Annotated in this window: 13 protein-coding genes; 2 read left to right on the top strand and 11 right to left on the bottom strand. The window is 27.9% G+C overall.

Annotation, left to right across the window (positions count from 1 at the left end; all coding sequences use genetic code 11):
- The 11 genes from Q0733_RS09695 to Q0733_RS09645 all read right to left on the bottom strand — a co-directional run.
- On the bottom strand, positions 1-1,880 hold a 1,880-nt coding region (locus Q0733_RS09695), incomplete at its 3' end, for a S8 family serine peptidase (protein WP_298781887.1).
- 123 nt (positions 1,881-2,003) lie between these two features.
- Entirely contained in the window at positions 2,004-3,089 is a 1,086-nt protein-coding gene (locus Q0733_RS09690; protein ID WP_298781884.1) for a helix-turn-helix transcriptional regulator, read from the bottom strand.
- A 516-nt stretch (positions 3,090-3,605) separates the two neighbouring features.
- A complete protein-coding gene (locus Q0733_RS09685; RefSeq protein WP_298781882.1) occupies positions 3,606-4,364 on the bottom strand; it encodes a phosphoribosyltransferase family protein in 759 nt (252 codons plus the stop codon).
- The gene (locus Q0733_RS09680; RefSeq protein WP_298781880.1) at positions 4,339-4,728 is read right to left on the bottom strand and encodes a hypothetical protein; all 390 of its coding nucleotides are present in this window, start codon (positions 4,726-4,728) and stop codon (positions 4,339-4,341) included. Before Q0733_RS09680 ends, Q0733_RS09685 begins: the two co-directional genes overlap by 26 nt.
- Before the next feature lie 15 nt (positions 4,729-4,743).
- Positions 4,744-6,198: a nicotinate phosphoribosyltransferase gene (locus tag Q0733_RS09675; protein ID WP_298781877.1), complete on the bottom strand. Its 1,455-nt coding sequence runs from the start codon at positions 6,196-6,198 to the stop codon at positions 4,744-4,746.
- 103 nt (positions 6,199-6,301) lie between these two features.
- The gene (locus Q0733_RS09670) at positions 6,302-6,976 is read right to left on the bottom strand and encodes an NUDIX domain-containing protein (protein WP_298781874.1); all 675 of its coding nucleotides are present in this window, start codon (positions 6,974-6,976) and stop codon (positions 6,302-6,304) included.
- Between the two features lie 171 nt (positions 6,977-7,147).
- Positions 7,148-7,561, bottom strand: coding sequence for a DUF6691 family protein (locus tag Q0733_RS09665; protein WP_298781872.1), 414 nt, complete (start codon positions 7,559-7,561; stop codon positions 7,148-7,150).
- Between the two features lie 3 nt (positions 7,562-7,564).
- Positions 7,565-8,122: a YeeE/YedE thiosulfate transporter family protein gene (locus Q0733_RS09660; RefSeq protein WP_298781870.1), complete on the bottom strand. Its 558-nt coding sequence runs from the start codon at positions 8,120-8,122 to the stop codon at positions 7,565-7,567.
- A gap of 9 nt (positions 8,123-8,131) precedes the next feature.
- Complete coding sequence (locus Q0733_RS09655) at positions 8,132-9,541, bottom strand: rhodanese-like domain-containing protein (protein ID WP_298781867.1); 1,410 nt, start codon at positions 9,539-9,541, stop codon at positions 8,132-8,134.
- Positions 9,542-9,607: 66 nt separating this feature from the next.
- Positions 9,608-10,414, bottom strand: coding sequence for a sulfite exporter TauE/SafE family protein (locus Q0733_RS09650; protein WP_298781864.1), 807 nt, complete (start codon positions 10,412-10,414; stop codon positions 9,608-9,610).
- A gap of 75 nt (positions 10,415-10,489) precedes the next feature.
- Positions 10,490-11,122 (bottom strand): Crp/Fnr family transcriptional regulator, encoded by a 633-nt coding sequence (locus Q0733_RS09645; protein ID WP_298781862.1) that lies wholly within the window; start codon positions 11,120-11,122, stop codon positions 10,490-10,492.
- Between the two features lie 252 nt (positions 11,123-11,374).
- On the opposite strand from Q0733_RS09645, the gene Q0733_RS09640 reads away from it, so the two are divergent.
- Positions 11,375-13,201: a histidine kinase gene (locus tag Q0733_RS09640; RefSeq protein WP_298781859.1), complete on the top strand. Its 1,827-nt coding sequence runs from the start codon at positions 11,375-11,377 to the stop codon at positions 13,199-13,201.
- On the top strand, positions 13,194-13,922 hold the full coding sequence (locus tag Q0733_RS09635) for a LytTR family DNA-binding domain-containing protein (protein ID WP_298781857.1): 729 nt from the start codon (positions 13,194-13,196) through the stop codon (positions 13,920-13,922). Before Q0733_RS09640 ends, Q0733_RS09635 begins: the two co-directional genes overlap by 8 nt.
- Positions 13,923-13,982 lie beyond the last annotated feature (60 nt).

Below are 13,982 nucleotides of genomic sequence, written 5' to 3'. Positions count from 1 at the left end.
CCTAAATTATCCCAAGCACCGCTTGAATTTAATTGAAATAACTCATCTTGATAAACAACTTTGTCTCCTGAATTATAAGTTGTTGAGCTATTATAAGCAGCTACTCCTGCACATGGATCAGTTGAAGTATTACAAGGAGCACAATCGCCTCCGCAATCTACTCCAGTTTCACTACCATTTTGAATTCCATCAGTACAAGAAGAATTAGTATTTATAGTAATTCCTGATACAATTAACGAAAAATTTTGACTACCACTACTTAACTGTCCTTTATGTGTAACAGTAATTGTATAAGTTCCCGAAGGATTACTTACATCTGTTTTTTCGTATGGGTCTCTAATATTATCACCTCTATCATTAGAGGTTAAACTTGTTAGTCTATATGGAAGATAATTGGTATTTCCTTTTGTTATTTTTATATCTAAGTCATTTACTAAGATAGGTGTTGTAGAATTTACATTATTATCATTTACAACTGTCTCTACACCTGCTGGGTCTGTCCATGAAATTGATGCAATAAGTGGCTCTCCTTCTTTTGCTTGTACTGTTAATGTATATGTTTCTCCTTGAGTTAAAGTTTCTTCATTAATTATAGAAAAAACTTCATCATCATTAATAGTTTCTATAATTTTTTTTGCATTTAACAATCCCCAACCTGTTATTGCATCTGGACCTGTAGGAGCTATATCATCAGCAGTGTGTAATGCTAATCCTTTTAAAGTTGCTGCCTTTAAAAACTGCCCATTTTTATTATTATTATGTTGCTGAACTAAAAGTAATGATCCTGAAACATTTGGACTTGCCATAGAAGTTCCTGAATATGTAAGATATGCTGAGTCTGAATCTATCCCAGAAGAAGTTAAAAGTGTTCCATTTCCTGCAATATCTGGTTTTATTCTATAATCATCAGTTGGTCCTTCACTACTACTTGAGTTTATAGTAACACTTATTAAATTCCCATTAGCATCAACATTTGCATCTTCTGTATTTGCTACCGTTAAACTATTTTTTGCTACTGCATGAGTAGCTAATTTATCATATGTAGAATTTCCTCCTAATGGTAGTGTATTAACTGTATCATCTGTTCCAGAATTACCTGCTGCACAAACAAATAGATAATTAGGATATGTATACGAAATTTCATCAATTATTTTAGAAACACCTATATACATACCTAAATAATCACCATTTGTATATGTAACATTTGTTTCTAAATCTCGAAATAATGGACCGTATGAATGATTAGAAATTAGCATTCCATTTGCTGCTTCATTAGCTATTTCAGATGTGTCATCACTCCAATCGTAACCAACAACTTTACTTTTAGGAGCCATTCCTTTTGCTTCAGGATTAGCTCCATATGCCATTATTGTTCCTGAAACATGAGCTGCATGATTACTTGGATTACCATTTTGAAGATAAGTATCATCTACATATGTATATCTATTATTTCCACCTGGACCATCATATTCATTATGTGTTATTCTGGCACTTCCTCCATCCCAAACATAAAAAGTCATCCCTTGACCCTCTAAATTTAAGCCTAATGATCCGTTTGCATGTAAATGGTCGGTTCTTGTAGATTTTGCAGCATTTAAATTATAGCCTCCATAATACATTGGTCTTCCATTAATAATATCTACAATTTCATTTGGGTTTTTTATGTTTTTTCCTTTTCTACTATTCACAAAAGCATCTACTCTAGATTTTGCATCTCTTTCCTTCTTAAGGATACTTTCTTGTAACTTTTTACTTTTTTTAGCATCATATTTATTAATAATTTTTTGTTTTTGTTGTTTTGTTTGTGCTGTTAAAAGATTATTCCCTAAAGAGAATAATAACACCAATACTACTGTTTTTAAAAGTAATTTAAATTTCATCTATTTGTTTTTTGTATTCCAAACAAAAGTAAAAATAAGAACCCATCGTTTCTAATAGTAGTAGTCTGTAAAACAATACTTAAGACATCTTAAAACATGTTTTAATACATTTTAAATATCTGATTATGAGTTTATTGAATATTCTTTAGGAGAACAACCTACTTGCTCTTTAAAGTTCTTGTAGAAAGATGCTCTTGAGTTAAAACCAACTTCATTTGCTATAGCTTCTATACTATAATTTTTATATAAATCTTTTTTTAAAAGTTGTTTAGCTTCTTCTATTCTATATGAATTTATGTAATTATAAAAATTTTTATGCCCTATTTTATTTATAGATTTTGATAATAATCTTTGTGAAATTTTTAATTTTTTAGATAACTTTTTTAAGTTTAAAGTATGTTCTAAATATATTTTTTTTTCAACCATGTTTTTTTCAATCAAACTAAAGGTGTAAATGAGTTCTTCTTGAGTGTATTCTTCTAAATTGCTTTTAACATCTATTGGGTATTCATTTTTTAAAGTAAGATCTACTCTATTATCTATATTCATTTGCATTAAGCCGGCAATAGATAAATAATAGTAATATATAACAAGTTCTATTATATGAATAACTAGAATAAAATCTTTTCTTAAGCTTGGAAAAAAAATACCAATTAAAGTGTTTAATATAACAAACACACAAAAATAGATTAGCCAATCTAATGTTTTATAACTTACTGAAGTATAGGTGCTAATTAATGACTCTCTGTGTTTTAATGATATTAATATTATAAGTAATGAAAAAAATGCAACATATATAAAGCTAATCAGATCTCTTATGGTAACAATAAAGTTTATAGTATTTTCTGAAATTACTTCTTCATTATAGTAATAAATAATTGATAGAATACTAAACAAAATAAATTCTAAAGCTGGCAATAAAAAATACAAATAGAAGTGTTTAATTCTAATGTTTGTGATTTTTTTTACAAATAAGTACAAGAGATTAATCGTTAAAAATGAAAACCAAAAAGGAGATAGCCCTTGAACTAATTTTATTTCAAAAAAACGAATAATAAATTTAGACGAAGACTCTATAAAAATGGTAAGTAGCATTAAGGCATAGAGGAAATTAACTCTAGGTTTAACAGACTTTTTAAACATGAGAATTAATAATACAACTAATACTTGTATACCTCCTATTATTAGAAAAATATCATAATAATTCATAAAATTAATTTGTAAAACTGTACCAAAAGAATAATTCTTACTAACAGTAATTGAAATAGGGAAGTTTAAATATAGTGAAATTTAAGAAATAATTGTTTACGAAATTCCGTATTTTATTTAAATCTAGAGAGAATAATCCCATACCTCTAATCACCTATTATGGCTTAGTAAAAAGAGTGTTTTATTAACATAATGGATAACACATTTTAGATTTTTTTTAAAGAGACAGTAGTAATAACTTTCGCTTTTTACCAAAGCAAAGTAATATATAACAATTAACGTTTTAGCACTTTTTAGCGATATTTACAAAATTAATGATTAAAGTTTTTAGACTGATATCAAGTTATTATGTACAAGCTAAGTCTGGCTTCGTTATATATTAAGTATTTAAATAATTGTGAATATAATTTTTACTAGATTATCATTACACCCCTAAAGAATACTTAATTTTTAAGAGAACTAGCTAAACTACAAAAACTCTATTTTACATAACATTAAAAACAATAAGTTTTCTTATTAAATTACTTTAAACTGAGTAACAAATTTATCATCTATGTCTTTATAACTATTTGTACAATAAATATGATCAATTGTTTCTTTTAATTCATCAAAACCATAATTAAACTGCCCATGCGTTACATATAAAAATACTTTTGTTGCTCCTTGATCTTTTAAAGCTTTCGCTAAAAACTTAAATGTTCTTCCTCCATCAGCTAAATCATCAACAATTAAACATTCTTTGTTTTTTACATTACCTTGAATACTAATTACAGGCGCTCCTTCTACCCTAACCTTATTAGAAGGAACTAAATCAGCATTTAGTGCTTCTGCAATCTCGTGTGTTGTTTTATAGGCACCAGCATCAGGACTAACTAATACTGGATTACCTATTGTATTATATACTTTTTCAACATATTCAAAATGAGAGATTTTCTCTGAATTATCTATTAAAGCCAATGAAATAGGACTATGTGGATGTAAAATAGAAACTTTATCAAATAGCATAGAATTAATAAATTGAGCAATTATTTTTAAATCAAAAGACTCTCCTTTATTAAAACGTCTATCTGAACGTTGCCCAATTAAACAGTATATAGTTAATGTTGCTACAGCTGATTTATTTGTTGCGTTTTCAGCATCCCAAGCTTCTTTGACAGCTGCTGCTCTAAATAAATCTTCATAACTATTTCCTCTAATTTTAATATCTAAATTTCCATTTTCAATAATCTTAGCAGTTACTTGTCCGTCTTTAAATTTCTTTATTTCGTATTTCATCTGTAAGCTTTTTTAAATTTTCATAAGATTCTTTTAATCCTGCCCTATCATCTAATAAAATATTATAATAAGGTTTTCTCGTATTCATTAATGGATTTTCATTAATTAAATCAAAAGGAATGTCACGTTCAATTAAATCTTGCTTTATAACGTCTAATTTTTCTCCTTCATTCCCTGTAAATAATATTAACGTGAATCCATAGGACTTACAGATTCTTAAAAGCCCTACTATAGCTTCATAATTAATACCTTGACTATGATAATCGAAAACTGTATTGTCATAATCAAATGCTACAAATAGACTTTTATGAGCTAAATAATCTTGCTTTAATCTATTATAAAAATCGAATTCTAAAACATCCATAATCTAGCTATTTAATTAAATATTAGTATTAATACTTTTTCTAATCTCTTGTAGAGTAATTGGATTTAAAAATTTACCGTTTTCATAAATTACTTGTAATTCACCTTTGCTCTCTTCTTCAGGAGTAACTTGGTCTACTAAAACAAATTCATTATTAACTTTATCTACTTTTATTAAGCCTTTAGCAGATTTTTTGATTCCATCATCTGTAATTGGATCTTTAAAAATCTCTCTTCGTTCTCCGTTAACTACTACAGAAGTAGCTTTCATTGCAAAGCCAAAAGTATCTCTAGTATTAAACTGATAAGTAAAAGAACCAATACCTAAAACTACATTAGTAGAAGCAAAACCTTTATCGTGTAATCGTTGACAAATATTTTCTGCTCTTTCCGTAGTAATACTATCTCCATAAATAGCTCCAATATAGCTGTCTAAAACTTTAAAACCTTGTTCGTTTACTATTCCTCCAAAAATATCCCAAAGCAATTCTACTACTCCTTTATCTTTTGGTTCTTTTCCGCCAAGTGTTTTAGTTTCACCACAAATAATATCTACTGGATCCCCACTATCTGGACGTATTACTAGCTTACCATCTCTTGTTAAAACTTCTTCTTTTAATTGTGGTAAATAATCTGTTAATACTTTCCATAAATCCCAAGTATCACTTACTACTGATAAAATCCCACTAGGATAAGTATTCATTAAAGCTCTAAAAGTTCCTATTTCATCATCTTTTGTCCCTGCACACATTACAGAGTGTTCAGTTGCGTTTACCGAACCGACTACAAAACCTTCTGCTTTATAATATTTACGTAAACTACTAATTACGGGTAAAGTATCAGAACCTAAAAATACTGCTCCGTGTCCCATTCCTGAAGATATAGCGCTTTGTAAACCTCCCATACCTCGCATTGAAAAATCGTGTCCTTGAAAATCTATAAAAGCTTCATTTTCTTTATCAGTTTTCAACACCCAATCTTTAAAAATTCTCTTATAACGTAATGCTATAGAAGCTGATGTCATTGGTTGCCATAACATTGTAGATAAAATGGTTTCTAAAAAGTTAGTTATCCAATAGAATTTTTTATCTGTATTTACTACAGTAACCATAGGAACTCTAATTGGCACTTCTACTCCTTCTGGTAATGATTTTACTTTTATTGGTAAATATTGTAAATCGTGTAACTCTTCATAATGTGTTACATCATAATCAGTACCTAAATACAAAGACAATTCTTCTTTTAACTCATTACAAACTTTTGCTTTAGTCTTTGAAAAGAAATTATCTTGAAAATAATCGTGTAACCATTGAAAAACGTATTGTTGTCCAAATGAAACTACTTTTTCGCATCCTTTAGGTGCGTATTTATTACTTCTTGGCGTCCAGTTAGAATATACTTCTTCTGTTCCTTTTGGGTATTGTTGGTGATGCCCAGTTTTATATCCGTCTGTTAATAATAATCCGTTCATAATAATTTATTTTTTGTGTTATTTTTACACAAATATACATCAGATTAATAATCAAGCCAAATTTATTTGCGTTTATTTTACGCAAATAATTAATTTTGTATAATTAGATATCAAAAAGTATACCTTCATCTTTTAATTTAAAATATTTTTTCTTGTTGAATTTAAACAAATTAGCAGGTCTTCCTGAACCTTTAGAAACTTTTTCATCTAACTGATCTAGAATATTTAAGCCTAATATTTTTTTTCTAAAATTACGTCTGTCTATTGCTCTTCCTAATAAAGTTGTATATAGTTTTTCTAAATCTGAAAAAGGAAATTTAGTATCTAATAACTCAAAACCAACAGGTTCGTAAGTTATTTTACTTTGCAATCTAGTAATAGCCATATTTAAAATTTCTTCGTGGTCAAAAGACAATTTTGGGAGCTCATCAATTTTAAACCACTGTACTTCTTCTGCATCGGTAGATGCAAATATTTTAAAAGCACTTGGTTTAATTAAACCAAAATAAGCAACAGACACTACCCTATTTCTAGGGTCTCTTTTAGGTTTACCAAAAGTATATAATTGCTCTAAATAATTAATTTTAATACCTGTTTCTTCTTTAAGTTCTCGCTCTACCGCTTCTTCTAAAGACTCGTCATTTAATACAAAACCACCTGGAATTGCCCATTCACCTTTAAAAGGTTCATACTTTCTTTTAATAAGTAATACTGAAATTGAACCTGCTTCATAACCGAAAACAACGGCATCTACAGTAAGTCGAATTGATTGTTGCATTTTATGCGTATATTTTACGCTAATATATAAAATAAAAGCATAGAATAAACATTTCTAATTCAACTCAATATAACACATTAGTTGTTTTACACTCTTGCAATTCAAGAAATACGTTTTATCCTATTATATATAGTATATTTTGTTAATTCTTAACCATTAAATAAGAACTCTTTAATGTGGCAATTTTTTCTTTAATAATCCATATAAAAAAGTACCAAATAGAGAAGCTATGATTACTATAAAAATTGGAAAATATCCAGCTCCAACTAAAGTAAACATTGGTCCAGGACAAGCCCCAGCTAACGCCCAACCTAAACCAAATATAATTCCGCCAAACATATAACGACTAAAGCTTTTTTCTTTTGGATTAAAGCTTATTCTTTTACCATATAAAGATTTGATTTTGAATATTTTAATTAGCTTAATTACAATTATTCCTGTTACTAAAGCTGAACCAATAATACCATACATATGAAAGGATTCAAATTTGAACATTTCATAAATACGAAACCAAGAAGCTGCTTCTGATTTAAACATTGTAATTCCCAAAAGGATTCCGATAAACAAATATATAAGTGTTCTCATTTTTTAAAAAATTATAGGAAAAATAAAGTGAATCATTGTTAGGCCTCCAATAAAGAAACCTATTACAGCTATTAAAGAGGGTAATTGTAAATTACTTAATCCTGAAATTGCGTGTCCAGAAGTACAACCTCCTGCATAACGTGCTCCAAAACCTATTAATAAACCTCCAATAACTAAAACAAAAACATTTTTGATGCTTAATAATGCCCCATTATCAAATAATTCTGTTGGAAGATAAGCAGTTCCAGCGCTTTCAAAACCTAGAGATTTTAAATTTGAAATAGTATCTGAGTTTATTGTTACGGCAGTATCTGCATTTAAAAAATAAGACCCTATGAAACCACCAATAATAGTTCCAATTACTACAATTAAATTCCATTTTTGCGATTTCCAATCAAATTTAAAAAAATCCGATTTGTTACCTGCGCCACAAATAGTACATAGTGTGCGTAAGTTTGAAGACATTCCAAAATTTTTACCTACCATTATAAGTAAAAACATTATAAATGCTATCATTGGGCCTGAAAAATACCAAGGCCAGGGTTCAAATATCCAATTCATTTTTTTAATTTATAAAGTTGATGGGCAAACGTAAGTTGAAACTTTAATGTTTGCTTCTTTTATTGCTTTAAAACCACCTTTAACATCAATTAAATTATGAATGCCTCTACTTTTTAAAATAGATGCTGCAATCATACTTCTGTAACCTCCTGCACAATGTACATAGAAGGTCTCATTATTTGGAAATTCTGTTAGGTGATTATTAATATAATCTAAAGGAGTGTTATTTGCCCCCAATACATGCTCTGATAAAAATTCTCCTTTTTTTCTTACATCAAATATTGTAATACTACTACTTTCTTTTGCTTCCTTAAAAGTTGTTGCAGAAATTGAACTTACCGTATCATATTCTTTAGAAGCTTTTTTCCAAGCATCAAAACCGCCTTTTAAAAAACCTAAAGTTTGGTCAAAACCAACACGCGATAAACGGGTAATTGTTTCTTCTTCCCTACCTAATGGTGTTACCAGTAAAATTGGTTGTTTAATATTTGCTATTAAAGCGCCTACCCAAGGTGCAAAACTACCATCTAAACCTATAAATATTGAACGTGGGATATGTCCTTTTGCAAAATCATCTTGATGTCTAACATCTAAAACAACTGCTTCAGTATTATTTGCTGCTGCTTCAAACGCATCTGGTGAAAAAACTTGTGCACTACGTTTTAATACATCCTGAAAATCATCGTACCCTTCTTTATTCATTTTTACGTTTAACGGAAAATATTGAGGTGGTGGTAATAAGCCATCCGTTACTTCTTTAATAAACTCTTCTCTAGTCATATCGGCACGCAAGGCATAATTTGTTTGCTTTTGATTACCTAATATGTCTACCGTTTCTTTACTTAAATTTTTACCGCAAGATGAACCTGCTCCGTGAGCAGGATAAACGATAACATCATTTGCTAAAGGCATTATTTTATTTCGAAGACTATCGAATAAAAAGCCTGCTAAATCATCCTCAGAAATACTACCTGTTTTTTGTGCTAAATCTGGACGGCCTACATCTCCTAAAAATAATGTATCGCCACTAAATATAGCGTGGTCTTTTCCGTTTTCATCTTTTAAAAGATATACAGAACTTTCCATTGTATGCCCTGGTGTATGCAAAACAGTAATAGTTATATTACCTAGTTTAAAAACCTGATTATCTTCTGCTATAATGGCATCAAAAGATGTTTTTGCATTTGGACCAAAAACAATTGGCGCTCCAGTTTCTTTAGATAAAGTAACATGCCCGCTAACAAAATCCGCATGAAAATGTGTTTCGAAAATATATTTAATCTTGGTATTATTTCTTTTAGCCTTTTCTATATAAGGTTTTACTTCACGCAATGGATCTATAATTGCAACTTCTCCATTACTTTCAATATAATAAGCACCTTGTGCTAAACATCCTGTATATATTTGTTCTATTTTCATAATCTGTATTTAAATAATATTCAAATTTATAACTTAATTAATACCTGTACAGTAACATTAGTTACATTACTGTTTAATAAAAAACTCCATATAAAATATTAATATGGACATTGCAAAAATGAAATAACTAAATGATTTTTTTAACTTTTTACCATCAATAAAGTTTCCTATGTAACTTCCAATAAATATACCTACTAAAGATATTGATGTAAAAACTACTAAAAATTTCCAATCAATCTCCATTGTAAATGCATCACCAAGAAAGAATCCAATTAATGATTTAAATGCAATTATTATTAGTGATGTAGCAACTGCTATTTTCATTTTTACACTAGCAAGTATCACCAAAGCAGGTATGATTAAAAAACCACCACCAGCACCTATCATACCTGTAATGGCACCAACTACTAACCCTTCAATTATAATAAGTGGATAATTATATTTTATAACTCCAGTTGTTTCTTTTTCTTTTCTTTCTTTTTGCATTGAAAAAGCTGCAGGTATCATAAGTAAAGCAAACAAACCAAACATTCCCATTCGTCTTGTAAACTCAAAATTTTCTATTTTAAATAAAATATTAGGTAATGTGGGTACCACAAAATGTCTTACTAAAGAAACACCTATAATTGCTGGAATACCAAATACAATAGCCGTACGCCAATCTACTAATCCTTTAAAATGTTGTTTTAAACCACCAACTAAAGCACTTGCCCCAACAATAAACAAAGAGTATGCTGTGGCTAGTTTCTCGTTAACTGAAAATAAATATGCCAAAACAGGAACCGCTAATATTGAACCACCACCTCCTATTAAACCTAATGACACTCCAATGATTAAAGCAGAAATATATCCAAAAATTTCAATTACATCCATAAATTGCACTTAATTTATTTATGGCAAAAGTAATTTTGAAAATTTAACTACACAGTAACATAAGTTACATAGGTATTAAATATCTTTCATTAAAATATAGTTTCGATTCAATTCTATTTTACCTAACGTTTCGAGTTTTTTTAGTAATCTAGAAATAACAACTCTAGAGGTGTGAAGTTCATACGCTATGTCTTGATGTGTAATATGAATAGTTTTATTTTTTGAAATTGTAACTTTTTTAACAAGATATTTAAGCAAACGTTCATCCATTTTTAGAAAGGCAATACTATCTATAGTTTCAAGCATTTCGTTAAGTCTATTATGATAACTTTCAAAAACAAAATGTCTCCAACTTTTATATTTTTCTGACCATTCTTCCATCTTTTTAATAGGTATCATAATCAGTTTTGAATCTGTTTCAGCAATGGCTCTAATATTACTTTTTTTTTGAGCAACACAACAGGTTAAAGTCATAGCACAAGTATCACCTTTTTCTAAAAAATAGAGTAACAACTCATCTCCATTATTATCTTCTCGTAATATTTTTATTGCTCCTGAGATCAATAAAGGCATGGCTTTAACATAGTTTCCAATTTCCATCAATTTAAACCCTTCAGAAACTTCTTTGAAGGTTCCAACTTGATTTATTTCGTTTAAAAGGGCATCTTCAAATAAATGTCCATAATTGTTTTTAAGCTCTTGAATCATAATGGCAAGTTACTACATTTAAGAATTATTTTCATCTGTAGAATATATAAATCTATGTTGTTTATTTAAATGTGGAATTTTATAGAAATAAAGGAAAAGTTTTACACCTACATGTAGTTAAAATTTTAATTTGTTACATGCTAAGATATTTTTTTTACTTTTACTCAATTGAATTATAGACATATTAACTAAAAATCTATATTAGAATATGTAAAATTCACATTAAAATAATTATTGCTATAAGAAGTAAACATGTACCAAATAAATAAATCGATAAATTACTTTAAGTATTTTTTAATTACCTACCTGTTTATTTCTACAAGTTGTAATCAAAACACAACAACTTTAAAAAAAATTGAACAAGACGATATAGATTTTATAGAGTCATTTAAACAAAACAATACAAAAGAACATTTAATTAAAGTAGATAGTCTTTTAAATGCTAATGACCAAAGTGAAGAAAGAGTTGCTTTACTTTATTTAAAAAAAGGAATATTACACTCTATACTTCAAGAGGATGAAAAAAGTATTGTTAATTTAGAAATTGCTTTAAAAAAATTTAAAAAATTTAACAATAAAAAATATATTACTGAAACACATTGGCTCCTTGGAAGTTCAAATGCATACCTTTCTAATAGAGTTGAAGCAAATAAACATTTACTTATTGCTTTACAGTTTAGTAAAGAAATAAATGAAAAAAAAACTGAAGCAAATGTATATGGTACTTTAGCTCATACACATTATTTATATGAAGATTATTCAAAATCAATAGATTATAATATAACAGCAATTAATATTTATAAAAATTTAAAAGATACTTTAGGTATATCTTCTACCTATAATAATTTAGCTATTATTTATAAAAATATAGGTAATTATAAAGAAGCATTAAATTACAATATTAAATCTTTAGAAATAAATAGAAAACAAAAAGATACAAATGCAATAGCTAAATCGCATAATAACATTGGAAACCTCCTAAAGGTTATCAATAACAATAAAGAAGCAATCAAACATTTTAAAAAAGCGATTGTTCTTAACAAAAAAAAAGAAATTCTAAACTCTTCGCCTTTAAGAAACTTAGGAGACTTATTTCTAGAAAACAAAAACATAATACAAGCAAAACTTAACTATACCCAAGCACTAGACATTGAAAATAGTAAGAGTTCAACTGCTATGAAATTAGTACTAAATACTAAATTATTAGAGATTGCTTTAGAAGAAAAGGATTATGAAAGAGCAATATTTCATCAACAGAAATACGATTCTCTAAACAACATTCAAATTAAAAAAGATACTCAAGAAAAATTAGATTTAGTAGAAAATCAATACCAACTTTCAACTAGTCAACAAAAATTAAAACAGCAACAAAAAATAAATAAAAAAAATAGAATTATCTTTTTAATTGTTATTGGTTTGTTGCTATTATTTGCATTATCATCATTTCAGTTTAGAAAAAACAAAAAATTAAAAATAGAGAAAGAAAAAATGTATTTAGAGCAAAAAGTTTTGCGTTCTCAAATGAATCCTCATTTTATTTTTAATGTATTATCTTCAATTCAGAATTCTTTGATGGATAACGATCCAATTAAATCTGCAACCTATTTATCACGTTTTGCAAAATTATTTAGGCAAAATTTCGATTTTATAAACAAAAAAACAATTCCACTTCGTGATGAAATAGATGTGTTAGAAAACTATATAAGTGCCCAGAAATTAAGATATAAAGACAAATTTGAATATGAAGTATACGTGAGTGATACTATTAATATTGATACCACCGAGATACCACCACTTCTACTCCAACCTTTTCTTGAAAACGCCATTGAACATGGATTTAAAAATAAAAAAGAGTTAGGAAAAATAATCCTTAATATAACCAAAAAAAACAATGCTATTTGGTATGAAATTATAGACAATGGAAAAGGGTTTGACTCTACTAAAAAGTCAACAAAAACACACGCTTTAGATGTTTTTAAAAAAAGACTAAAACTACTTGGTAATGATGATGAAAAATCTTTTGAAATTAACTCATCAAACAAAGGAACATCTATAAAATTTAGATTAAAAAATGATTAAAACTATTGTTATTGAAGATGAAACTAATGCAAGAAAAGGCTTAATTAAAATGCTTGGTTTCTTAAATTCTAATATAAATATTGTTGGCGAAACAGGTTATGTTTCTGAAGCATTAGAACTTATAAAAACTAAAAAACCACAACTTGTATTACTAGATATTGAGCTCGAAGATGGTACCAGTTTTGATATTTTAAATGCTATAGATACTATAAGCTTTAAAATAATATTTACAACCGCTTATAATAATTACGCCATAAAAGCATTTAAATATAGTGCTATAGATTATTTATTAAAACCAATTTCTCCTATTGAGTTAAAAGAAGCTATTGAAAGAACCATTTCTGATATTGAAACTCAAAATCAGTACCAAGAATTATTAGAAATGATGAGTAATAATGGTAAAGAAGACATAAAGAAAATAGTTATTAAAACTTCTGACCAACGTTTTGTGATTGCTATCGATACTCTAATAAGATTAGAGGCAGATGCTGCATACACTATTTTTATTACTGAAACCCAAAAAATAACAATATCTAAAAACTTAAAATATTATCAAGATTTACTTGATAATACATTTATTCGCTGTCATCAATCGCATTTAGTTAATTCTAATCATATAAAAAGTTTATATAGTAAAGGGTTATTATTATCAAACAATGAAACTATACCTGTTTCAACACGAAAAAGAGCTGAAATACTTCTACATATCAATAGTTTATAATCTAAAAATTTACGCTTATAAATTAGAAACCTACAAATATCAATTCTTTTTGTAATAACT

The sequence above is a fragment of the uncultured Polaribacter sp. genome (genome assembly GCF_947500975.1).
In the GTDB taxonomy this organism is placed as follows: Bacteria; Bacteroidota; Bacteroidia; order Flavobacteriales; family Flavobacteriaceae; genus Polaribacter.
The sequence above is the reverse complement of the archived record's forward strand: the minus strand, read 5'-3'. Positions and strand labels throughout refer to the sequence as shown.

Excerpts from the sequence above, each read along its gene's own strand:
- Q0733_RS09645 (WP_298781862.1), bottom strand. The coding sequence starts at position 11,122 with ATGATTCAAGAGCTTAAAAACAATTATGGACATTTATTTGAAGATGCC.
- Q0733_RS09655 (WP_298781867.1), bottom strand. The coding sequence starts at position 9,541 with ATGAAAATAGAACAAATATATACAGGATGTTTAGCACAAGGTGCTTAT.
- Q0733_RS09675 (WP_298781877.1), bottom strand. The coding sequence starts at position 6,198 with ATGAACGGATTATTATTAACAGACGGATATAAAACTGGGCATCACCAA.
- Q0733_RS09680 (WP_298781880.1), bottom strand. The coding sequence starts at position 4,728 with ATGGATGTTTTAGAATTCGATTTTTATAATAGATTAAAGCAAGATTAT.
- Q0733_RS09660 (WP_298781870.1), bottom strand. The coding sequence starts at position 8,122 with ATGAATTGGATATTTGAACCCTGGCCTTGGTATTTTTCAGGCCCAATG.
- Q0733_RS09640 (WP_298781859.1), top strand. The coding sequence starts at position 11,375 with ATGTACCAAATAAATAAATCGATAAATTACTTTAAGTATTTTTTAATT.
- Q0733_RS09690 (WP_298781884.1), bottom strand. The coding sequence starts at position 3,089 with ATGAATTATTATGATATTTTTCTAATAATAGGAGGTATACAAGTATTA.
- Q0733_RS09685 (WP_298781882.1), bottom strand. The coding sequence starts at position 4,364 with ATGAAATACGAAATAAAGAAATTTAAAGACGGACAAGTAACTGCTAAG.
- Q0733_RS09635 (WP_298781857.1), top strand. The coding sequence starts at position 13,194 with ATGATTAAAACTATTGTTATTGAAGATGAAACTAATGCAAGAAAAGGC.
- Q0733_RS09670 (WP_298781874.1), bottom strand. The coding sequence starts at position 6,976 with ATGCAACAATCAATTCGACTTACTGTAGATGCCGTTGTTTTCGGTTAT.
- Q0733_RS09665 (WP_298781872.1), bottom strand. The coding sequence starts at position 7,561 with ATGAGAACACTTATATATTTGTTTATCGGAATCCTTTTGGGAATTACA.
- Q0733_RS09650 (WP_298781864.1), bottom strand. The coding sequence starts at position 10,414 with ATGGATGTAATTGAAATTTTTGGATATATTTCTGCTTTAATCATTGGA.